The organism is Myxococcus sp. XM-1-1-1 (assembly GCF_020037095.1).
Lineage (GTDB): Bacteria > Myxococcota > Myxococcia > Myxococcales > Myxococcaceae > Myxococcus > Myxococcus fulvus.
The window spans coordinates 306,416-329,314 of sequence record NZ_JAIQDH010000002.1 but is presented as its reverse complement, the minus strand read 5'-3'; the positions used below and the strand labels follow the sequence as shown (position 1 = coordinate 329,314).

The following is a 22,899-nucleotide window of genomic DNA, read 5'->3' as shown; positions in this document are numbered from 1 at the left end:
GGCACCCTAACATCGCGCCTCCGCGCGGACGTGCTTTCTCAGCTCGCCTGCGCCACCTCGTCGTCGTCCGTGTCCTCCCGAACGTTCGCATCGGCCTCATCCGCCAGGGCGTTCACATCTCCGGGGACACCGTCGATGTACGTCACGACGTTCCCCGGCAGCGCGGGCACGCGAGGCCCCGGCGTCACCACACCCGTCAGGTTCAGGGGGTCCACTCCCGAAATCTGGATTCGCACGCCGGACGGAGGCTGACGGCGCACCGCGCGCGCCGTGTCCACCGCCTCCGGCAGCGCGAACTGTTCACCGACGAAGCCCGCCACGAAGCGGCCGCCCCGCACCTCGCCCCGCGCCTCCATGCGCCGGTACACGAAGAGCAGCTCGCGCCACGTGGGCGCCAGCGCCTCGCGCATCACCAAATCCCTCCAGACGATGCCGTAGCGCTGGAGGAACAGGCGCGCCAGCGAGTCCATCACCTCGTCCGACGTCTTCGGCTCCGCGGGCGCCAGGAGGCTCCAGCGTCCCGGGCCTCCGCGCTGGAGCAGCTTCTGGCGCTTGCGGTGCGCGGGGCTCTGGAGCACGCGCAGGTTCTGCACCGCGTCCGCCGTCACCAGGCCGCGCGCCACCAGCTCCCACAGCGCGTCCTCGATTTCCGCCGGCAACCTGCGCGCGCGCGACACCAGGTCCTGGAAGAAGCACGCGCCCCGGCGCTCCAGCACCGACACCACGTCCTTCGCGGCGACGCTGAGGTCCGGAGGCGTCCACACGTCCCCGTCCGCGAGCACCGCGTGGGGCCGGGCCGCGACGAGCATCCACTCCAGGTCCTCGCGCAGGGCGAAGGTGAGCGGCGCGTTGCGCGTGGGCGAGGCCCTGGAGCGCGTGGGGGCGGGCTCCGGGTCCGGCGTCACGGGCGCGCCGCGACGAGGCCCCGCCACGGGCTTGGGCTCCTTCATCGTCAGCCGGCCCCAGGCTACCTCGCCGCCGTAGCACGCGCGCTCCAGCAGGTCGGGCGTGTAGCCGCGCATGCGCGCGGGCAGCAGGAAGCGCTCCCAAGCGGAGGCCGGCGCCTCGTAGCCCTGGAGCAGGCGCACCGCCTTGAGCAGGCCCGTGGAGCCGCGCAGCGAGTCCACGTCCTCCAGGTGATGCCACCGGAAGAGGAAGCGCATGAAGTCGCGCGCGCTCAGCGGCTCGATTTCGCGGCGCAGCCGGCCCACCGTCATCCGGTGGATGCGCTGGAGCAGGCGCCGGTCGCACCACTCCAACGGCGGCGTCTCGCCCGGCGCCAGCGGCTGCTCCAGCGGACGGAAGCGGCCTCGCAGCACGGTGCCCTGCATCTCCAGCTGATGCATGGCCGCGTTGACCTCGTCCTCGCTCAGCTCGCACAGGCGCGACAGCTCCGCCACCGTGACGGGGCCCACGTTCTCCATCCGCCCGCGCACCACCTGGAGCACCGCGGCCTCGCGCTCCACCGGACGGTCGTGGTCCAGCACCGGGAGCGGCGGCTGGGTCACCGCGTCCGGGAACAGCGCTCGCACCGCGCTGCCGCGCTCTGCCGCGACGAGGAAGCGCCCGCCGGGGAGCGTCAGCCACGACACGCGCCCCTGCTGGAAGAGCGGCTCGGCGAGCCCCCGGGGCACCTCCGTGTCCCGCACCAGCACCCACTGGAGGAGCAGGTCGTGCAGCTCATCCTCGTCGCGCATCGGCGGCGCGGCGTCCTCCACCACCGTGGCGATGGCGGTGGCGTCCAGCGCGCCGAAGGCGGCCGCGTCCTCGGCTGGCATGGCGCGGCGCAGGGCCACGTTGCGCACGCGGCGCTCCTCCGCCGGGGCGTCGTCCAGGAACGTGTAGGGCTGGCTGTGAATCATCGCGTGCGCGAAGACGCTCGGCTCGGGCACGTCGCGGGCCTCCAGGCGGATGCGGCCGTCGCGCATGCGCCGGAGCACCTCACGCAGCCCCTCCACGTCCATGGCCTCGTGCAGACAGTCGTCCATCGTCTGCTTCACCAGCGGGTGGTTCGGCAGCTCGACGTCCGCGCCGCCGTGGTTGTCCTGGCAGCCCACCTGCGCGGGGAACACGGCGGCGAGCAGGTCCTCGCTGCGCGCGCGCTGGAGGTTGGGCGCCACGCGCTTGCCGCCCATCATCCGGTGGAGCGCGAGCGCCCGCGTGGCCACCCAGCGGAAGCGCGTGCCGAACAGCGGCGACTGGAGCACCGCCTGCACCAGCACCTCCTCCACGTGCTCGGGGTGGAGGAAGTCGAAGATGTCCGACAGCGGGAACGAGTGCTGCTCGCCCAGCGACAGGAGGATGCCATCCTCCGTCGCCGCCGCCTGGAGCTCGAAGTCGAACGAGCGGCAGAAGCGCTTGCGCAGCGCCAGGCCCCAGGCCCGGTTGATGCGGCTGCCGAAGGGCGCGTGGATGATGAGCTGCATGCCGCCCGCCTCGTCGAAGAAGCGCTCGGCCACGATGAGGTTGTGGCTGGGCAGCGCGTCCAGCATCTTGCGCCCCAGCCTCAGGTAGCCCAGCAGCGCGTCCACCGCGGGCGGGGACATGCGCAGCTCCTTCTCCAGGAAGGCCTGCGCGTCCTCGCGCGCGAGCAGGTCCTCGCGCAGCCGCCCCACCTGGAGCGACAGCTCGTCGGTGCGCCCCGGCGCCTCGCCGCGCCAGAAGGGCACGTTGGGCGCGGCGCCTCGCGCGTCCTCCACCATCACCGTGCTGCCCATCACGCGCTGGATGCGCCACGCGGTGCTGCCCAGCAGGAACACGTCTCCGGGTGAGGACTCCACCGCGAAGTCCTCGTCGAGCGTGCCCACCACCTTGCCCTCGGGCTGGGCGGTGACGCTGAATGTGAAGGTGTCCGGGATGGCGCCGCCGTTGGTGAGCGCGGTGATGCGCACGCCCCGGCGCCCCTTGAGGCGCTGGTTCACCCGGTCGCGGTGCAGGTGGATGCCCGCGCGGCCGCGGCGGTCGCTGATGCCCTCCGACAGCACCTCGAGCACGCCCTGGTACTCCTCCCAGGTGAGGTCGCGGTACGGGTACGCGCGCTGGAAGAGGCTGAAGAGGGCGCGCTCGTCCCACTCCTCGCACGCGCACGCGGCCACCACCTGCTGGGCCAGCACGTCGAGCGGCTTCTCCGGCATGATGACCCGGTCCAGGTCACCCTCGCGCACGGCGTTGAGCAGCGCGGCGCACTCCACCAGCTCGTCGCGCGTCATCGCGAACAGGATGCCCTTGGAGATGGCGGCCTTGTGGTGGCCCGCGCGGCCCACGCGCTGGAGCAGCACGGAGATGGCCTTCGTGGTGCCCAGTTGCACGACCAGGTCCACGTTGCCCACGTCGATACCGAGCTCCAGCGACGCGGTGGCCACCATCACCCGCAGGCGGCCGTCCTTGAGCTTCTCCTCGGCGGCCAGCCGGATTTCGCGCGACATGCTGCCGTGGTGGGCCGCGACGAGCCCTTCACCCAGCCGCTCGCCCAAATCATGCGCCACGCGCTCGGCCATCTTGCGCGTGTTGACGAAGATGAGCGTCGTGCGATGCGAGGCCGTCAGCGCGATGAGCCGGTCATAGACCTGGCCCCACATCTCGTGGGTCGCCAGCGAGGACAGCTCGGCGTCCGGAATCTCGAGCGTCAAATCCCACGGGCGCAGGTGGCCCACCTCGACCTTGCGGCACGGGCGGTGGCTCGCGCCGGTGAGGAAGCCGGCGATGGCGTCCAGCGGCTTCTGGGTGGCGGACAGGCCGATGAGCTGCGGGCGCACCTCGGTGAGGGCCTTGAGCCGCTCCATGGACAGTGTGAAGTGGCTGCCGCGCTTGTCGCGCGCGAGCGCATGGATTTCGTCGACGATGACGGTGCGCACGCCCTTGAGCGTGGCGCGGGCGCGCTCGGCGGTGAGGTAGAGGTAGAGCGACTCCGGCGTGGTGATGAGGATGTGCGGAGGGCGGCGCACCATCTGCGCGCGCTCGGACGCGGGCGTGTCACCGCTGCGCACCTGCACGCGCAGCTCGCGCGGGGTGTAGCCCTCGCCTCGGGCGCGCGAGAGCAGCTCCTCCAGGGGTTGCAGGAGGTTCTTCTGCACGTCGTTGCCCAGGGCCTTGAGCGGCGACACGTAGAGCACCTGGGTGCGGTCCTCCAGGCCCCCCTCCAGCGCCAGCCGGAACAGCGAGTCGAGCGCGGCGAGGAACGCGGTGAGCGTCTTGCCGGAGCCGGTGGGCGCGGCGATGAGCACGTCGTGCCCGGCCTGGATGAGGGGCCAGCCCTCGATTTGGGGACGCGTGGGCTCGCCCAGTCGCTCGGCGAACCAACGACGCACCACGGGGTGGAAGCTCGCGAGGGCCGGATGGGCCGCGCACTCGGCGGCGAAGTCGAGGCTGATTTGCGGGGCCATGCACACCTCTCCAGGTGGCAGCCTGAACACAGGTACAGGCGGGCGTCAACGCGCGCACCGCGTGGGAGGACCCACGCCCACACCCTCCGCCCGGGTAGTCGCCAGGAGGGCGGACAGGCTGCCCGCGCCGACGTGTCAGGCCCCATGCGCGGGACGACCCGACACATCCTGTGGTCTCCATCCAACCCAATGACTCTCATCCGGGCCGAGCCCCGAGGAAAGACAGACACTGAGGCCCTGTTCCCTCGGAGCGCTGCCTTGTCAGCGATTCCTCGCCTTCGCTAGCATTTCAGGCTCGTCGGGATGGGTTTTGAGCCGCCAGGCCGCGCGGTCGACAGAGGTTCCAGGCATGGCGTTCTCGGATTTCGTGGCGAAGGTCCTCTACACCTCGGTTTTGGCGGTGGTGTGTCTGGGCCTCGGTGCCGTTTTCTTCTCCGAGATTCAGCGCGTCTGGTTCGACAAGCGCCTGTACATCGGCCGGTTCGACTTCTTCGAGACGGGTGAGGCCAAGGCCACGGAGGCCAAGGCCTTCGCGCGGCAGATCGCCTACCACCACCGGGCGTTCAAGACCCTGCTCGACCAGGAGCGCCAGCGGCGAGAGCGCGCGAACGAATCCGAGAACCCCGCCACCTTCGGCGCCAGCACACCCCTGCCCGACTCCACGTTCGGGAATGGCAATCTCGACGCCCTGCTCTCCTCGGCCAACGACCTCACCTCCGTCGAGCTCACCGTCCAGGGCATCAACATCAAGGAACTGCTCACCTGGCTCCGCGAAAGGGTGAGCACCCCCAACGAGCTCACGGGCGTCGTGGAGAAGCACCCCACCGGAGTCCGCGCCCTGGCGAGCTGGACGCGGGGCCCGCTGCGCTCCGAGGGGCACCGGGTCGACGGACAGGTCCTGGACATCGCCGGACAGCCCGACGTGGAGCGGGCCTCGTTCCACGTCGCCTGTGGACTCATCTGGGCGCAGCTCGCCGCCGACGACGAGGTGCTGTCCAAGGTGTCTCGCGCCGAGTTCTGCGCCTGGGCCGAGGTCTGGAGCCAGTACATCGACCTGCGCGAGCGGAGCGCCACCCTGACGGGCTTGAGCCCCGACAGCCTCGAGAGCGTGAAGAAGCTGCGCGCGTTCCTCGACCGGCAGGTCGCCGGCTCGACGCAACTCGCGGAGGTCTACCTCCTGCGCGCGGACCTCCTGGACCTGCTCCCCGCGGAGCAGAAGACCCAGGAGGACCTCATCCAGGCCCAGAACGACCGCTTGCAGTACGCCATGATGGGGCGCAAGCCCACCGAGCCCGAGAAGCAAGGCGTCGCCCTCGCCGCGCGCGCCGCGCCGCCCGACAAGTACGAGGTCATGGCCCAGGTGCGGCCCGCGCTGCGCATGCAGGGTGACCGCGTCTCGGACGTGCTCCCGGAGAGCTGGCAACAGCTCTTGAAGTCAGGCCAGGACGCTGGCTTCCCCGTCAGCCGCGCGACCGGCTCGCTCTTCATCACCAAGCCCGACGGGAAGACCACCTACCTGACGGCGTTCGCCGTGGCGCCACGGGTCATCATGACCGTCGGAGACCACGTCCCCCCCTTGATGCTCGACCACCCCGAGCCCCAGCCACTCACCGGAGAGACCTGGCGGTTCACCTTCGACGACGATGGCGACAACCCGAAGCAGACCCACCGGGTCACCCACGTCATCTTCGCCCACCACGACACCTCGTCCACCGCGCCGCGCACCATCGCCCTGCTCGAGCTGGCCGAGCACGACACGCAGCGCCACCCCCCCGTCACCCTCGAGTGGAACCCCGAGTCGGTGAAGTCCCACGTGGACCAGTACGTCTACGTCATCGGCTATCCCTCCGAGGGCAGCAACCTGCCCAAGAACTTCCTGCGCCCGTTGCTGGGCGACCTCTACGACATCCGCCGGTTGATGCCCGGCCGCGTGGTGTCGCTCACCCCGAGCCAGGAGCCCCGGCCCTCGGTCGTCCGCGCCCTGCGCAGCGATGTCAGCACCACCGTCGGCGTCGCCGGCGCGCCGCTCGTCGACCTGCGCGACGACAAGGTCGTCGTGGGCCTGCACTTCGCCGGTGAGTGGAAGGAGAACCAGGGCAAGTTCGCCCTCGCCCTCTCCATGGCCGACCTGCTCGCCACCCTGCCGGAGTTCGCCATCCAGCGCATCAAGCCCGGCACCATCCAGGACGCGCCCCCCATGGTGACGCCGCTCGGAGACAGCAGCCAGTCGCAGTAGTCCTCAGAACGGAGGAGGCTCGTCGCCGCGACGCGGCCGCGTCGTGCTCGCGCCGCTCAGGAAGTCCGGCATGCAGCCCCACGACTGCAGGTCCTCCGTCACCGTGGAGCAGATCCACCGCTCCGGGCACGAATCCACCTTGTCCGGATCGCACTGCGTGTAGCACGTGCTGCCCGTGGGCCCACCCACGCCGCACACACTCTGCTTGCCACAGCTCTCCGGCCGCCAGGACTCACAGGCCGCGGAGCAGAACCGACCCGCGCGCCCGCCACGCCCGCCCCTCACCACGCAGTTCTTCCCGCCCCCACACGGCTGCTCGTCCGAGCACTCATCCACCACCAACTCCAGACACTGGAACGAGCCCCCATTGAGCGCCGCGCACGCCCGCCCCTCCATGCACCCGGACTTGCGACAGTCCGGCAGACACGCGGCTCCCATCGAGCTCTGCTCACACGTCTCCCCTTCCGGACAGGTCCCCGGCTGCCCCGGCTCACACGGAGGTCCGCAATGGTGGTTGATGCAGAGCAGCCCCTCCACGCAGGCCTCGTCCGCGGTCGTCGGCAACCGGCTGCAGGTCTCCCCCGCCTGACGCACGCCCGCCTTCAGACACCGACGGACCACCGGCCCCGGTAACTCCCCCGCCGCCACCCGACAGACATCCCCGGGGAAGCAATGCGAGTCGTCCTCGCACTCGCTGTCGGCACACTCGAACCGACGCTTGTCATAGTTGATGACACAGCCCTGCCCCTGAGGGCAGTCCCCATCCGTCGCGCACTCGCCGCAGCGGAAGCTCCCCTTGTCGAAGGAGCAGTCGAGCTGCATCGCCGGACGCACGCGCAGCTCCTCGCGCACCGGCTCCGGCTCGTGCGGAGGGGACGGAGCCTGCGCGCGCCCCACCCGCCGGGTCTCCCGGACCGCGCCCGTCATCAGACTCAGCCCCGGACGGGCCAGCCGCTGCCCCTGGAAGACGTGCGCGAGCCCCCCCGAGCCCCCCATGCCCTCGATGCGCTCAGGCGCCACGCCCCGCGAGACCTGGAACGCCTCGGTGCTCGCCGCCAGCAGCGAGGCCTCCACCACCGGCACCTCCTCCACCACGGGCGCGACACACGCATTGGCGGAGGTCCGCGAGGTCAACACGGACGACGTGGCGAACCAGGACACCCACGCCACCGCCGCGAACACCCCCAGGACCAGGGAGCCTCGCCCCAGGCGCATCGCCATCCGCATCGCATTGGACATGTCCGGACTCACGTGGAATGCATGTCCTTAGCAGGGCGCACAGCACTTGCCGGTGCTTCCATCCGGATTGCACGAACAGGGAACACAGCAAGCGCCCTCCCGGATGATTTGCGCGTACGCCGTCCCCGCCCCCAGCGTGACCGCGGCTCCCAGAATCATCACCCACCGCCGCAGTCGAGCATTCAACTTCACCATGTGCTTCCCCCCGTGCGCGTCATCCGGCACGACCCTGTCTCACTTGACGCAAGCCGATTCAGGGCAAATCTTGTTTTGCATGATGCTACCCATCAGATAGGCATCGGCCCCGGGCGGAGGCATCACCCCCCGAGTAGCATCCAGATGGCCACGGCAGCACAAGTGCCCTGAATGACGCTGACCTATCGTTTCATCACGCATCCTGGCCCCCCACTGATGGAGCCAAGGATTGCGCGTGAGCCCAGGGAAGTCACTCCCTCCCGGGTGGTAGGCGCGCGCGATTCCGGCCCGCAGAGCCAGCGCGCTCGCGGGCAGCAGAGAGGCCAGGCCATTCAAGGACACCCAGGCCCGCGACACCGTCGCCAGGATGCACGGCGTCGAGCGGGAGGCGCTTCGACTAGACGCCCGGAGCGGGAACCAGTTCGCCCACGGGCGCGGCGGCCGCGCGGCCCCAGGTGATGCGGTAGGTGGCGGCGGTGCCGTCGAAGGCGATGGGCTCCACCACGACGTTGCCCGCGCCCGCGACCCGCAGCGACTCGGAGAGGAAGCCCGCGGAGAAGTACGGGTTGTCCGCCACCACGTCCTTCATCCACAGCGTGGCCGCGCCCTCGGTGGACTCCTCGACGCGGACCTCGTTGAAGTTGTTGCCCGCCTTCACGTTGAAGGGGACGCGCTCCAGCGTGCGCATCGGCCCCAGCCGGGTGACGAGCGACAGGCTGGCGCGCCCCACCGACGTCTGGCGGAAGCCCTGCAGGTAGCGCGCGCCCAGCATCAGCCACGCCTCGTTGGGAGGCAGCATCGGGAAGACGTCCTGGACCGCCACGCGCAGGAACGCGTGCCACTGCTCCAGTGAGTAGTGCGGCCGCAGCGACTCCGACAAATCCAGGCCCACGTCCTTCAGGCGCTGGCGCCCCTGCTTCGACAGGTAGGGCCCCAGGGCCCGCACGAAGAGGGCTTCCACGGACTGCGCGAAGATGAGCTTCCCGGGCGACATGACGGAAAGGTGGCAATGGCCCCCCGCAACGGCGAGCCATTCCGCATTCCAACCGTCAACTGGTCATCATCCGCGCGGCAGCCGCACCGTGAAGGTCGTCCCGTTTCCGGAACTGGACTCCACCGTCACCTCGCCCCCGTGGGCGAGCAGGATCTGCCGGGTGATGTAGAGCCCCAGGCCCAGGCCCGACGCGGCCTTCGACTCGTGCTGCACCGCCCGGGAGCCTCGACGCCACGCGGCGAAGACATGGGGCAGCTCGTCCGGGGGGATGGGCGGCCCGCCGTTGTGCACCCGCAAGACCACGCCCTGCCCGTTCGCCTCGCCCCACATCCGCACGGGGCTGTCCCCGGGGCTGTACTTGAGCGCGTTCGCCAGCAGGTTGCTGAAGGCCTGCTCCAGCCGGTCCAGATCCCACGAGCCCCGCCCGTCCCCCACCACCTCCAGGACGAGCAGCCGGCCCGGGTGGCTGGCGCGCATCTCCTCGAGCGTGCGCCGCGCCACGTCGAACACGTCACAGTCGGACGCCACCACCGGCACCCCACCGCCCAGCCGGGAGCGCGCGAAGTCCAGCAGCTGACGAATCATCCGGTCCATGCGCTCGGCGCTGGTGAGGATGCGCTCGGTGAGGGCGGACTGGCGCTCGTCCAGGTTGCCCTTGCGCTTGAGCTGCTGCGCGGACATGGACAGCGCGTTGAGGGGGTTGCGCAAATCGTGGCCGAGCATGCCGATGAACTGCTCGCGGAACTCCTCCGCGCTGCGCTCCTCGGTGACGTCGCGCGCGGTGGCCATCACCGCCGCCACCCGGCCGTCCGCGCCCAGGGCGGGCGACAGCGTGAAGTCGTAGTGGCGGGGGCCGCGCAGCGCCGCCAGCGTCACGGAGCCCCGCTGCACCTGCCCCGTGGCGAGCGCGGTCTGCATGGTCCGGATGAAGGGCGCCAGGGAGGCGTCCCTCGCCCCGTACTCCTCCAGGGAGACGCCGGGCGACAACATGGAGGCCGTGCCCCTCACCTCGTAGGCGGCCTGGTTGGCGAAGAGCAGCCGGCCGGTGGCGTCATAGAGGGCCATCGGGTCCGCCGCGGAGGCCATGGCCATGGCGAGCAGCCTGCGCTGGTGCTCGACCTCCTCGGACAGCGCATGCACCTTGCGCTCGGCGCGGCGCAGTCGGAGCAGCGCGTGCACCTGGGCCACCAGCTCCTCCGGGTCCACGGGGGCCACCAGGTAGCCATCCGCGCCGTGCTCCAGGCCCTGCGCCCGGTCCCCGGGCCCCACGGCCTGCGCGGAGAGGTGCAGCACCAGGGCGTCGCGCGTGCGGGCAGACGACTTCAACCGGCGGCAGACCTCCAGCCCGCTGATGTCGGGCAGGCGGACGTCCAGGATGACCAGGTCGGTGCGCTCGTCCGCCAGGGTCAGGGCCTGGCTGCCCGAGCCGGCCTCCACCACCTGGTAGCCAGCGAGCCCCAGCACGCGGCTCGTCACATAGCGGCTGGCGACATCATCATTGACGTTCAGAATGACCGGAGAAGGAGGACTCATGATGTACGGAGCTGGAGTCCTTCGTAGCCGTCAGTCCGGGGGCGCGCCACATCCATCTCCGACCCCGGGTGCTTCCTTACAGGACGGGCGGACGGACGGAGGGCCTCGGAGTGCACCCGGACACGCCAGGACCCTGACGGAGCGGACAATTTCGCGATAGGGATGGCCCATGCGTCCTCCTTGTCGCCCGCTGCCCGCGGATGGCCGCTTCCTCCAGGCCATCGCTCCCACCCCCCTCGTCCCCGTCCGACTGGACGCGGAGGGACCCACCATCTGGTGCAAGCTGGAGTTCCTCAACCCCAGCGGGTCCACGAAGGACCGCATCGCGCGCTACATGCTGGAGAAGGCCTGGCGCATGGGCGAGCTGAGCCCGGGCGGCGAAGTGGTCGAGGCGTCCAGCGGCTCGACGAGCATCGCCCTGGCGCTGGCCAGCGCGCAGATGGGCGTGCGCTTCACGGCGGTGATGCCCGAGGGTGTCACCGACGAGCGCGTGCTCACCATCCGCGCCTACGGCGGTGACGTGGTGCTGGTGCCCCGCGAGAGCGGCGTGCGTGGCGCCATCCAGAAGGCGGAGGAGCTGGCCCGCGAGCGCAAGGCCTTCGCGCCGCGCCAGTTCGAGAACCCGGACAACGCGGAGGCGCACCGGGTGTGGACGGGCCAGGAGGTGCTCTCGCAGATTCCGGGCGGGCTGGTGCACGGCGTGGTGAGCGGCGTGGGCACGGGCGGCACGGTGGTCGGCCTGTATCAGGCGTTCGCGGAGGCGGGCTGTCCGGTGACGGCGTTCATCGCGAGGCCCATCGCGGGCCTGGGCTGCGACATCGAGTGTTGCAGCTTCAGCCCGCGCGTGCCCGGCGTGGTGGACGGCATGTCCAAGCTGTACCGCGACGCGGACATGCCGGGGCGGGTGGAGCTGGACGTGTCGGACGAGCAGGCCATGTGCACCGCGCGCGCGCTCATCCGCCGGGGCTTCCCGGTGGGGCCGTCGTCGGGGCTCAACTACGTGGCCGCGGTGGAGGCGGCGCGGCGGCTGGGGCCGGGCGCGCAGGTCGTCACCGTGTTCCCCGACCGCATGGAGCGCTACTTCTCCACGGAGCTGATTCAGCAGCGCCCCGTCGCCGCGCGCGGCGTGGCGTGAGCTGACGCGGCGGGTGCGCCGCTCGGAGCGAACACCCGAGCGGCGCCAGGAGCGTCGCGCGGGCGCTTCGGCGCATCCGCGATGCCTCGAGGCGCCGCGCGCGCGGCCCGCGCCGGGCTTCAACCGCGTGACGGCTCGGGCCTCCCGCGCCTCGCCTCCCGGGGCACGTCGAGCGTCCGCACGGGGACAGACGCGCCATGTCCCACCGCGTCACCCCGCCCCGCCCCCGAGCGGGCGCGCCTGCCCTTCCGACAGGTACTTCACGCGCGGGGGGCATCCCCGTGCGCGTTGTCGGGGTGCGTGCTAGAAGCCGACTTCGTGCTGCCGCGCATCTGGCTGTGCCTCAGCCTGTTGCTGTTCGCCCCGACGGAGGGAGGCCTGTGGATGGCCTTCTCCGACGCGACGGACACCGTGTGCACGCAGCGCTGCCCGGACGATGACTCCAGCGGACAGTGCGCGCCGGACTGCGCGGACTGCACCTGCTGCGGCCACGTGCGCTCGGTGAGCGCCGCGCCCGTCGCGTCGCCCGCCCTGCTGTGGATTGCACCTCGACCGCGCCCGGTGCGGGTGGACGAGGACGCCCCCGCCTCCGCCGACCTCGACGACATCCTGCACGTCCCCAGAGCCGACCTCGCCTGACGTGGTGGTGGTCCGTCTTCCGCGCGCGAACCGTGCCGAGGTGACGTGTGTCCATGGCGTGGCCGTGGCACCGTCGGCCTGACGCGCGCCTCCCTTTCGCGAGGTCTCTTCCCGTGTTCAAACCTTCCGCGCCGGCGGCCCTCGGGCTCGTCGCCGCCCTCGTCTGGCCCTTCGCCAGCGCCGCTTCACCTTCCGAGCTGTCCTTTCAAGAAGTCCTCTCCCTCGCCCGTCAGCGCGCGCCCGCGTTGCTGGACGCCGCGGGGCGCGTGGCCGAGGCCCAGGGCCCCGTCGCCGGCGCGTCGCCGTGGCTGCGTGACAACCCCACCGTCAGCTTCGAGCTGGGGCCCCGCACGCACGACGACCTCCGGGGGACGCAGCTGTCCCTCGGCATCTCCCAACCCATCGAGCTCGGCGGCAAGCAGGGCGCACGCCGGGACGCCGCGCGCGCGGGGCTCCAGCGACAGGACGCCGAGCAGCAGGACGCCGAGCGGCGCGTGCTGGGTGAGGTGGGCGCGGCCTTCCTGCGCGCGCTGTATGCCCGGGAGCTGTCGCGGCTGATGCACCAGACGGAGGAGGCCGCGAGGAGCCTGTCCGACTCCACCGGCAAGCGCTTCGACGCGGGGGACGTGCCCGTCGTCGACGTCAACGTGGCGAAGGTGGCGCTGGCCCGCGCCCGCGCCGCGGTGGTGACGGCGCGAGGCGAAGAGCAGGCCCTGCTCGACGAGCTGCGCGCCCTGTTGGGCCTGCCGCTCCAGGAAGCGCTCGCGGTGCGCGGCGTGCTGCGGGAGCTGGCCTCGCTGCCCGTGGCGGCGGCCTCCGGGACGAAGGAGCGGCCGGACCTGGTGGCCATCGAGTCGGAGCTCGCGCAGGCGGAGGCCGACCTGAAGCTCGGCCGCGCCGAGGGCTGGCCCGATGTCAGCGTGGGCGTGCGCTACGAGAAGGAGGTCGACGAGACGGCGCTCGTCGGGACGCTCAGCGTGCCCCTTCCCGTGTTCTCCCGAGGGCAGGAGGCGAAGGTGACGGGGGATGCGCGCGTGCGCAGGCTCCGCACCGCGCTGGAGTCCGCTCGCCGCGCGCGGGACGCGCAGGTGGAGGCCGCGCGCGTGCGCGATGCCTCGCGTCAGCAGGCCCTGGCCGTGCTGGAGACCGAGGCGCTGCCGCTGCTCGATGAGAACGAGTCCCTGGCGAAGAGGTCCTACGAGGCCGGGGAGATGGACCTCGCGGGGTTGCTGCTCGTGCGCCGTGAAACGCTCGAGACGCGCGTGGCGCTGCTCGACAGCCACCTGCAGGCGGCGCTCGCCCGGGTGCAGCTCGCCGTCGAGATGGGAGTCCTGCCATGAAGCGCCTCGCGTTCATCATCGCCTCCCTGGTCCTCGCGCTCGCGGCCTGCAAGCAGTCCAAGCCCGAGCACGCGGACGAGCACGACCACGAGGAGGGCCCCCAGCCCTCCGGTGGCAACGACGAGGGCCATGACGAGTCCCACGTCCACATCGCCCCGGAGATGCTTCGAGACCTGCGCGTCACCACCGCCCCCGCGGCGGCGCGGCCCGGCGGCGACAGCGTCAACGCGCTGGGCGAGCTGACGTTCAGCGAGGACGCCTACGCGGAGGTGGCCTCGCCCATCTCCGCGCGCGTGGGGACGGTGTTCGTCACCACGGGCCAGCACGTGAAGGAGGGCGAGAAGCTGGCGGAGCTGCGCAGCCCCGAGCTGGGCAAGGCGCGCGCCGCGCTCCAGTCCGCGAAGGCCCGGGCCACCGCCGCCCGACAGGCCGCCGAGCGCAAGCGCGCGCTCGCCGCCGAGCGCATCGTCGCGCAGAAGGACGTGCAGGCCGCGGAGGTGGACGCGGCCGGCGCCGAGGCGGAGCTCGCCGCGGCCCGCGCGGAGCTGACGGCGTTGGGCGCCAGCGAGGACACCGCGGGCGTGGCCGGCTTCATCCTGCGCTCGCCCATCCAGGGCACCGTCATCGAGCGCGACGCGCGCATGGGCCAGATGGCGGACGCCGAGCACACGCTCTTCCGCGTCGGTGACCTGGGCTCGCTGTGGCTCATCGTCCATGCCTTCGAGCGCGACGCCGTGCGCATGCGGCCGGACACCGAGGCGCGCATCACCTTCGCCGCCTTCCCGGGCAAGGAGGTCCTGGCCCGCGTGGGCCACGTGGGCCAGCGCGTGGACGCGGCCAGCCGCACCATCCCCGTGCGGCTGGTGCTGGACAACACCGAGGGCCTCCTCAAGCCCGGCATGTCCGCCACCGCGTCGATTCCGCTGGGCGGACCCGACGGCACCATCACCACCGTGCCCGCGGCCGCGCTCCAGCGGCTGGAGAACGGCTGGGTGGTGTTCCTGCCCACCGGCGAGCGCGGCTCCTTCGAGCGGCGGCAGGTGGGCCGGGGCCGCACGCTGGGCGACCACGTGGAGGTGCTCTCCGGCCTGAAGGTCGGCGAGCAGGTGGTGGTGGACGGCGCGTTCCTGCTCAAGGCCGAGGTGGAGAAGTCGGCGGGAGGAGCGGACCACCATGGCCACTGACGCCTCATCCTGGGTGGCCCGCGTGCTGCGCGCGTCGTTCGCGCGGCCCGGGCTCACCGTGCTGCTCGCCCTGGCCCTGTCCGCGTTCGGCGCGGTGTCGCTGAACGGCCTGCGGCGCGACGTGTTCCCCGACCTGTCCGCGCCCATCTTCAACGTCATCGTCCAGAACGCCGCCATGGGCGCGGAGGAGCTGGAGACGGCGGTGGCCATCCCGATGGAGGTGGCGCTCGCGGGCCTGCCCGACGTGCGGCGCATCCGCTCCACCTCGCAGCTGGGCGTCACCCAGGTGACGGTGGAGTTCGAGCCGGACGCGGACTACTTCCGCAGCCGCCAGTACGTCGCCGAGCGCGTGGCGCAGGCCCAGGGCGAGCTGCCCGCCGGCACCGACGCGCCGCTGGTCTCCAGCCTCACGGGCCGCCTCAACGAGGTGTTCGAGTTCACGCTCGAGGCCGAGCCCGGCTCCGCGGACCTGATGGCGCTCCGGGATTTGGCCGAGTTCGAGGTGAAGAACCGGCTGCTCGCCGTGCCCGGGGTCGCCGGCGTGGAGCGGCTGGGCGGCTACCTGCGCCAGTTCCAGGTGCTGCTGGACCCGGACCAGATGGTGGCCCGAGGCGTCAGCCTGAACGAGGTGGAGCACGCGCTGGAGGGCGCCAACCTCAACGCCTCCGGAGGCTTCGTGGTGCAGGGGCCCATGGAGTGGACGGTGCGCGCGGTGGGGCGCGCCCAGACGGTGGAGGACCTGAACACCACGGTGGTGGCGCTGCGTGACGGCACGCCCGTGCTGCTCGCGGACGTGGCCGACGTGCGCGAGGGGCCCGCGGTGCGCCGCGGCATCGCCCACCGGCTCAAGGGCGAGGTGGTCAGCTGCCGCGTCATCAAGCAGTTCGGCGCGGACACGCAGGCGGTGGCCAAGGGCGTGCGCGCGGCGCTCGAGGAGCTCAAGCAGTCCATGCCTCCGGGCGTGCAGCTGCGCGTCGTCTACGACCAGTCGGAGCTGGTGGACTCGGCGCTGGGGGGTGTCAGCCGGGCCATCCTGCTGGGCGCGCTGCTGGTGGTGCTCGTCCTCTTCGTGCTGCTGGGGGACTGGCGCGCGGCCCTCATCGTCACGCTCACCCTGCCCTTGTCGCTGGCGCTCGCGGGCATCCTGTTGAAGGTCGCGGGCATCGGCATCAACACCATGACGCTGGGCGGGCTGGCCATCGCCGTGGGCCTGCTGGTGGACGCGGCCATCATCGTCACCGAGAACATCATCCACGACCTGCGCGAGGGGCAGGGCCGCAGGTCCGTGCGCGAGGAGGCGCTGTCAGCGTCGATGGAGGTGGGGCGCCCCATCGCCTTCGCCACGCTCATCGTCGTGGCCGTCTTCATCCCGCTGTTCGCGATGACGGGCATCGAGGGGCGCATGTACCAGCCGCTCGCCGCCGCCGTGGTGGCGTGCCTGGCCGCGTCGCTGGCGCTGGCGCTCACGCTGGTGCCGGTGGCCTCCTCGCTCCTGCTCAAGCGTCCGCGCGAGGGCACGCCCGAGGACGTGTGGCTCATCCGCAGAATCAAGGCGGTGTACTCGCCGCTGCTGGACGCGTGCATGCGGCGGGCGGGGCGGGTGCGGCTGGTGGCGCTGGCCATCACCGTGCCCGCGCTGGGGCTCGCGTTCGCGGTGGGCAGCGACTTCATGCCCCGCCTGGACGAGGGCGCGTTCCTGCTCCAGACGGTGCTGCCTCCGGAGGCGTCACTGGAGGAGGTGGACCGGCTCAACCACCTGGTGGAGGACGTGCTGCTCGGCTTTCCGGAGGTGGAGGACGTGGTGCGCCGCACCGGCCGCGCCGAGCGCACCGAGGACCCGATGCCGCACACGGTGTCGGACGTGCTCGTCGTGCTCAAGCCGGAGCGCGGCAGGAGCCTGGAGAAGCTGGAGGAGGACCTGCGCGTCGCCGTGGGGCGGGTGCCCGGCGTCACCACGCTGTTCACCACGCCCCTGGGCATGCGCATCGACGAGGGCCTGGGTGGCAGCCCCGCGGACCTGTCCGTGCGCGTCTTCGGGCCGGAGCTGGAGACGCTCGCGACCTTGGGGGAGCGCACGCGCGCCATCCTCGCGAAGGTGGACGGCGTGGAGGACCTGCGCGTGGAGAAGCTCAGCGGCCTGCCCCAGCTGCGCATCACCGTGAATCGCGCCGCCGTGGCGCGCGTGGGCCTGACGCCCGGAGACGTCATCCGCGCGGTGCGCGTGGGCATGGTGGGCGAGGAGGCCTCCCAGGTCTGGAAGGGCCAGCGACGGCACGAGCTGGTGCTGAGACTGGCGGACCACCGACGCGGCGACCTGCAGGCGCTGCGCAACCTCCTGGTGGACGGGCACGACGGGACGCGCATCCCCTTGAGCCAGCTGGCCACCATCGAGGAGACCTTCGGCGCGGGCAGCGTGCGCCGCGAGGCGGGCAGCCGCAGGCTCGCGGTGGAGGCGAGCGTGTCGGGGCGGGACCTGGGCAGCACCGCGGCCGAGGTGCGCGAGCGACTGGCGGCGGAGCTGAAGCTGCCGACCGGTTACTTCGTCGACGTGGGCGGCCGCGTGGAGAGCCAGCAGCGCGCCGCGCAGTCGCTGGCCATGGCCATCGCCGTTGCCATCCTCGCGGTGTTCGTGCTGCTGTACCTCGCGCTCGACTCGGTGGCGGAGGCGCTGGTCATCCTCGCCACGCTGCCCGACGCCTTCGTCGGCGGCATCCTCGCGCTGCTCATCGCGGGAGAGACGTGGAACGTCTCCAGCCTCGTGGGCCTCATCGGCCTGTTCGGCATCGCCGTGCAGAACGGCCTGGTGCTCGTCTCTCAAACCAAGGAGCTGCTCTCACGCGGCAGGTCCTTCGATGACGCGGTGCGAGAAGCGAGCCTGGGTCGCGTACGTCCCAAGTTGATGACCGCGGCCACGGCCATCCTCGGTCTGCTGCCACTGTTGGTTTTGCCTCTGCATGGAACGGAGATTGAGCGCCCCCTGGCCGTCGTCATGGTGGGCGGGCTCGTCACCTCCACGCTGTTCACCCTGTTGGTGTTGCCGACTTTTTACGTCTGGGTGCACGGCGTCAGGGAGAAGGTGCGTCGACGGGGTGTGGCCGCTCGCGGCCCCACTGTGTCCTGAAGAACACGAGAGGTGCTCCGGGTCTTGGGTCCGCAACTTTCGACCCGGAGCACCGACAATCCCGTGATTTTCACACTTCCAAACCTGGGGCCCTTCATGAGCTTGCGACTTCCCCCCTCCACGTCGACCCGCACCACCACCCGGGCGGCGGCCGCCACCAACACCGTCACGGTGCCTCCGGCGGGCCTGAGCAAGGGCGACACGGGCCCCAAGGTGAAGCAGCTCCAGGACGCGCTGGTGAAGCTCGGCTACCTGACGGCGAAGCAGGTGGCCACGGGCCCCGGCACCTTCGGCGCGCAGACCGAGACCGCGGTGAAGAAGTTCCAGGCCGACAAGAAACTTCCCACGACGGGGTACTACGGCGAGCAGACGCAGGCGGCGCTGAAGAAGGCGCTGTCGGGCACGCCGACGACGCCGACGACGCCCACCACGCCGGGCACGAAGCCCGCGGTCATCAGCGCGCCCTCGCCCAACTCCGACAGCCGCAACGGGGCGGACATCGACACCATCGTGATGCACCACACGGCGTCGAACGACGGCAAGGCCGACCTGTCGTGGATGCGCAACCCGAAGAGCGGCGTGTCCGCGCACTACATGGTGGACCGCGACGGCAAGATCTATCAGCTCGTCGGTGACGACAAGCGCGCGTGGCACGCGGGCAAGAGCGAGCTGCACGGCGTCCCCACGGACGTCAACGCGCGCTCCATCGGCATCGAAATCGTCAACGACGGCAGCGGCAAGACGCCCTTCACGGAGGCGCAGTACAAGGCGCTGACCGAGCTGACGAGCCACCTGAAGGAGAAGTACGACGTGCCGATGAAGAACATCGTCGGTCACGCGGACGTCGCGGTGCCCAAGGGCCGCAAGAACGACCCGGCGCCCAACTTCGACTGGGCGCGGCTGCGCAAGGGCATCTCCTGAGCGTCGCCGTGAAGTGAAGCAGGTGAAGCGCGGGTCGAGTGCCTGACAGGGTGCTCCCCGCGCTTCGTGTTTCGGGCATACGCGAAGTGCGCGGCTGAACAGCCGGCCTCACGGCGCTCATCACACTGTGATGACCCCGGTTACACCGGGGCCCGCGCGGCATCGCGTCCCTGCACCTCGAGAGCGTCGTCCCTTCGCACGGTTGGCGCTCGCGCCGGCATGGCCTGGGGCTTGCTCAACCGCGCGGCGTCTTCGGCCCGCTTCACCGCGCGCCTCATCGAGGTCATCCATGCGTACCTTCCTCAGCGTCCTCGCGAGCCTCACCACGCTCGCCGCCTGTGCCTCCGAGCCGAGGCGGCTCGCGCCGTCCCTGGACCCATCGAACCCCGAGGCGCCCGAGTCCCCGGCCGCCCCACTCTCCAGCGTGCTCGCGGCCGCGCCTCCCGACGCGAAGCCGCCGCGCGTGCCGGAGGCCGAGAAACCGGCGCCGCCCGATGCGGGCACCCCGCTCTACACGTGCCCGATGCACCCCGAGGTCCAGTCGGACAAGCCCGGCGTGTGTCCGAAGTGCAACATGAAGCTGACGCCGGCGAAGCCCACGTCGGGCCATGAGGGACACGGAGAGCACCGGTGAGACGCGCGCTCGTCGCCGCCGCCCTGGTGTTCACGGGCGGCTGTGCCTCCATCCAGAAGGAGAAGGGCCACGCGGAGGTCGCCACGCTCGTCGAGGAGCGCATCGGCCGCAAGACGCGCTGGAATCAGGGGACGCCGGAGGACGCGGAGGTCTCCCGGCATCTGGACACGTTGCTCGCGGGAGCGCTGACCTCGGACCACGCGGTGGAGGTGGCGCTGCTCAACAACCCCGCGCTCCAGGCGACGTACGAGGACCTGGGGGTGTCCCAGGCGGACATGGTGCAGGCGGGGCTGTTGAGCAACCCGACGTTCGATGGGAGCATCGGCTTTCCGCTCACGAGTGACGGCGTGAGCGAGACGGAGTTCTCGCTGGTGCAGGGCTTCGTGGAGCTGTTCACCCTGCCCTTGCGCAAGCGCGTGGCGCAGGAGCAGTTCATCGCGGACACGCTGCGCGTCGCGCACGAGGCGCTCGCCACGGCCGCGGAGGCGCGCAAGGTGTTCCGCGAGGTGCAGGCGCGGCAGCAGCTGGTGGAGCTGCGTCGGATGGTGCTCGAGGCCTCGGAGGCCGCCGCCGAGCTGGCGACGCTCCAGCACGCCGCGGGCAACCTCACGGACCTGGACCTGGCGACGGAGAAGGCCGCGGCGGAGGAGGCCCGGCTGGAGCTGGCGCGCGAGGAGCTGACGCTGGTGGAGGACCGCGAGCGGCTCAATCGGCTGCTGGGCTTGTGGGGTGCGAGGACCCAGTGGGCCATCACGGAGAAGCTCCCCGCGCCGCCCGAGGAGGAGGCGACGCTGGAGCGGCTGGAGTCGCTCGCCATCCGGCAGCGGCTGGACATCGATGCGGCGCGCAAGCAGACGGAGCTGATGTGGAACGCGCTGGAGCTGGCGCGCAGCACGCGCTTCTTCGGGCGGGTGGACGTGGGCGTGCACACGCACCGGGACGCGAATGGTCCGCGACTGCTCGGGCCCACGCTCTCGCTGGAGCTGCCCATCTTCGACCAGCGCCAGGCGCTCATCGCGAAGCTGGAGGCGCAGCATCGACAGAGCGAACGGAGGCAGACGGAGCTGTCGGTCAACGCGCGCTCGGAGGTCCGCGCGGCGCGGGCCCGGCTGCTGACGCTCCGAGGCGTGGCCGAGCGGTATCAGCGCGTGGTGCTGCCGCTGCGCGAGCAGGTCGTCGAGCAGTCCCAGCTCCAATACAACGCGATGCAGATTGGATTGTACGCGCTGCTCGACGCGAAGCAGTCCCAGGTCGAGGCGTACCGCGCGTACATCGAGACGGTCCGCGATTACTGGATGGCGCACGCGGAGCTGGAGCAGCTCGTCGGAGGTCGGCTCCCGGGTGGGAGCCGCGCGACGCCCGCCGCCGCGCCGGAGCATCCCCGCCCAACGCCCACTGAAACCGAAACGCCTTCCGGCCACGGCCACGCGCCCGAGCCTGGCCACGGAGTCACACCATGAAGTCCCTCCTCTCCCCCTTCGCTTCCAGCACGACGGACACGGAGGACCCGACGGCGCGCAAGAGGACCTCCACGGACGAGCGGGCGCCCAGCGCCACGTCCGACGCCGCGTCGACCCACGACACGGAGGTCTCCGGCAAGCTCAGCCGACGGAGCATGCTGGCGACAGCGGGGGCCACGCTCGCGGGCGGGGCGCTGCTGCTCCAGGGCGGCGCCGCGCAGGCGCAGACGTCGGCACCACGCGCGAGCCCACCGGCGAGGCGCGACTGGCAGTCCCCTGGGATGCCGAACCGGGACTACCGCCCGGTCATCGTGCCCAACGGGACGAAGCTGCCGTGGAAGCTGGTCAACGGCGTGAAGGTCTTCCACATGGTGGCCGAGGAGGTGGAGCACGAGCTCGCCCCGGGCCTGAAGGTCCACTGCTGGGGCTACAACGGCCAGGTGCACGGGCCCACCATCGAGGTGGTGGAGGGGGACCGCGTCCGCTTCTACGTCACCAACCGGCTGCCCGCGCCCACGACGGTGCACTGGCACGGGCTGCTGTTGCCCAACGGCATGGACGGCGTCGGGGGGCTCAACCAGAAGTCCATCGCACCGGGAGAGACGTTCCGTTACGAGTTCACCATCCGCCAGTCGGGCACGGGCATGTACCACTCGCACCACGACGAGATGACGCAGATGGCGCTCGGCATGGTGGGGCTGTTCATCATGCACCCGCGTCGTCCGGTGGGTCCGCGCGTGGACAAGGACTTCGCGCTGATGCTGCACGAGTGGCGCGTGGACCCGGGCACGCGGCGACCGGACCCGAACGAGATGACGGACTTCAACCTGCTCACGTTCAACGCGAAGGCGTTCCCCGGGACGGAGCCGCTGGTGGTGCGCCAGGGCGAGCGCGTGCGAATCCGCCTGGGCAACCTGAGCGCGATGGACCACCACCCCATCCACCTGCACGGCTACCACTTCCGAATCACGGAGACGGACGCGGGCCGCATCCCCGAGTCCGCGCAGTGGCCGGAGACCACGGTGCTCGTGCCGGTGGGCAGCACGCGCAGCATCGAGTTCGTCGCGGACGCGCCCGGTGACTGGGCGATGCACTGCCACATGACGCACCATCTGATGAACCAGATGGGGCATGACATCCCGAACCTCATCGGCGTGAATCCGGGAGGGCTCGACGCGAAGGTGCGCAAGCTCCTGCCGGGTTACATGACGATGGGGCAGACGGGCATGGGCGACATGGTGGAGATGGGCATGCCCGTGCCGACCAACTCCATCCCCATGAGCGGAGCGCGCGGCAAGCACGACGTCATCACCATGGGCGGCATGTTCACGGTGCTCAAGGTGCGCGAGCGGCTGACGGGTAACGCGGACCCGGGCTGGTACGAGAACCCGCCCGGCACGCTGGCGATGGCGGCCAGCACGTCCGAGCTGAGCCAGGACGGCATCGACGTGGACGCGCCGCCGAAGGCGGAGCCCGCGTCTCCGGGTGGGCTGGCGCACGGCTGAGCCGGGTGCTCGCTCAGCCCACGGCCTCTTCGTCGGAGTCGTCGTATTCGTACTCGCCGACCTGTCCCCAGCTCCCGTCCTTCTTCTGGCGATAGGTGTACGAAATCGACTGGAGGCCCGTCTTGAAGCGCTGGTGCAGGAGGAAGAGCTTCTGCACGGCGACCTCGACCTCCTCGTCCGGGGTGACGCTCCCCTGTCCCTTCCCCGTGGGGGTGATCTGGATGCGGTAGCGCTCCACATCCTCCTCACCGGGGACCCGCTCGACCCGGAGGAGCGCACCCGTCCACTCATCGGGCAGGAGGGAGAGGACCGCCGCGCCCAGCTCGCGGTCGACGGGCAACTGTTCTTCTGAAAGCTCCGTGGCCATGCAGCACCCTTACC

General features: G+C 71.2%; 15 protein-coding genes. 10 read left to right on the top strand and 5 right to left on the bottom strand.

Going from position 1 to position 22,899, the window contains the following annotated elements; translation table 11 throughout:
* Positions 1 to 38: 38 nt before the first annotated feature.
* Positions 39 to 4,382, bottom strand: coding sequence for a DEAD/DEAH box helicase (locus K8640_RS05395; RefSeq protein ID WP_223746090.1), 4,344 nt, complete (start codon positions 4,380 to 4,382; stop codon positions 39 to 41).
* A 349-nt stretch (positions 4,383 to 4,731) separates the two neighbouring features.
* Here K8640_RS05395 and K8640_RS05390 point away from each other — a divergent pair, with 349 nt between their 5' ends.
* Positions 4,732 to 6,618 carry a serine protease gene (locus K8640_RS05390; RefSeq protein WP_223746089.1) on the top strand — a complete coding sequence of 629 codons (1,887 nt, stop codon included), beginning with the start codon at positions 4,732 to 4,734 and terminating at the stop codon, positions 6,616 to 6,618.
* Positions 6,619 to 6,621: 3 nt separating this feature from the next.
* Here the strand turns inward: K8640_RS05390 and K8640_RS05385 are convergent, their stop codons facing one another.
* From K8640_RS05385 to K8640_RS05375, 3 genes are all read right to left on the bottom strand, one after another.
* Complete coding sequence (locus K8640_RS05385) at positions 6,622 to 7,857, bottom strand: hypothetical protein (protein WP_223746088.1); 1,236 nt, start codon at positions 7,855 to 7,857, stop codon at positions 6,622 to 6,624.
* A gap of 592 nt (positions 7,858 to 8,449) precedes the next feature.
* Positions 8,450 to 9,046 carry a DUF2378 family protein gene (locus tag K8640_RS05380; RefSeq protein WP_223746087.1) on the bottom strand — a complete coding sequence of 199 codons (597 nt, stop codon included), beginning with the start codon at positions 9,044 to 9,046 and terminating at the stop codon, positions 8,450 to 8,452.
* Positions 9,047 to 9,112: 66 nt separating this feature from the next.
* Positions 9,113 to 10,579, bottom strand: a complete 1,467-nt coding sequence (locus tag K8640_RS05375) for an ATP-binding protein (RefSeq protein ID WP_223746086.1) — start codon at positions 10,577 to 10,579, stop codon at positions 9,113 to 9,115.
* Between the two features lie 169 nt (positions 10,580 to 10,748).
* On the opposite strand from K8640_RS05375, the gene K8640_RS05370 reads away from it, so the two are divergent.
* From K8640_RS05370 to K8640_RS05330, 9 genes are all read left to right on the top strand, one after another.
* On the top strand, positions 10,749 to 11,714 hold the full coding sequence (locus tag K8640_RS05370) for a PLP-dependent cysteine synthase family protein (RefSeq protein WP_223746085.1): 966 nt from the start codon (positions 10,749 to 10,751) through the stop codon (positions 11,712 to 11,714).
* A gap of 318 nt (positions 11,715 to 12,032) precedes the next feature.
* Positions 12,033 to 12,353, top strand: a complete 321-nt coding sequence (locus K8640_RS05365) for a hypothetical protein (RefSeq protein WP_223746084.1) — start codon at positions 12,033 to 12,035, stop codon at positions 12,351 to 12,353.
* Positions 12,354 to 12,466: 113 nt separating this feature from the next.
* Positions 12,467 to 13,693, top strand: coding sequence for a TolC family protein (locus tag K8640_RS05360; protein ID WP_223746083.1), 1,227 nt, complete (start codon positions 12,467 to 12,469; stop codon positions 13,691 to 13,693).
* Positions 13,690 to 14,877, top strand: coding sequence for an efflux RND transporter periplasmic adaptor subunit (locus K8640_RS05355; RefSeq protein WP_223746082.1), 1,188 nt, complete (start codon positions 13,690 to 13,692; stop codon positions 14,875 to 14,877). Before K8640_RS05360 ends, K8640_RS05355 begins: the two co-directional genes overlap by 4 nt.
* Positions 14,867 to 17,998: an efflux RND transporter permease subunit gene (locus tag K8640_RS05350; protein ID WP_223746081.1), complete on the top strand. Its 3,132-nt coding sequence runs from the start codon at positions 14,867 to 14,869 to the stop codon at positions 17,996 to 17,998. The genes K8640_RS05355 and K8640_RS05350 overlap by 11 nt, the downstream gene beginning before the upstream one ends.
* A gap of 96 nt (positions 17,999 to 18,094) precedes the next feature.
* Positions 18,095 to 18,919, top strand: coding sequence for an N-acetylmuramoyl-L-alanine amidase (locus K8640_RS05345; protein ID WP_046711153.1), 825 nt, complete (start codon positions 18,095 to 18,097; stop codon positions 18,917 to 18,919).
* 289 nt (positions 18,920 to 19,208) lie between these two features.
* Positions 19,209 to 19,553 (top strand): heavy metal-binding domain-containing protein, encoded by a 345-nt coding sequence (locus K8640_RS05340; RefSeq protein ID WP_223746080.1) that lies wholly within the window; start codon positions 19,209 to 19,211, stop codon positions 19,551 to 19,553.
* Positions 19,550 to 21,013, top strand: a complete 1,464-nt coding sequence (locus K8640_RS05335) for a TolC family protein (RefSeq protein WP_223746079.1) — start codon at positions 19,550 to 19,552, stop codon at positions 21,011 to 21,013. The genes K8640_RS05340 and K8640_RS05335 overlap by 4 nt, the downstream gene beginning before the upstream one ends.
* Before the next feature lie 155 nt (positions 21,014 to 21,168).
* On the top strand, positions 21,169 to 22,518 hold the full coding sequence (locus tag K8640_RS05330; protein WP_223746470.1) for a multicopper oxidase family protein: 1,350 nt from the start codon (positions 21,169 to 21,171) through the stop codon (positions 22,516 to 22,518).
* A 13-nt stretch (positions 22,519 to 22,531) separates the two neighbouring features.
* Here K8640_RS05330 and K8640_RS05325 read toward each other — a convergent pair whose 3' ends face one another.
* Positions 22,532 to 22,885, bottom strand: coding sequence for a hypothetical protein (locus K8640_RS05325; RefSeq protein WP_223746078.1), 354 nt, complete (start codon positions 22,883 to 22,885; stop codon positions 22,532 to 22,534).
* Positions 22,886 to 22,899: the final 14 nt, after the last annotated feature.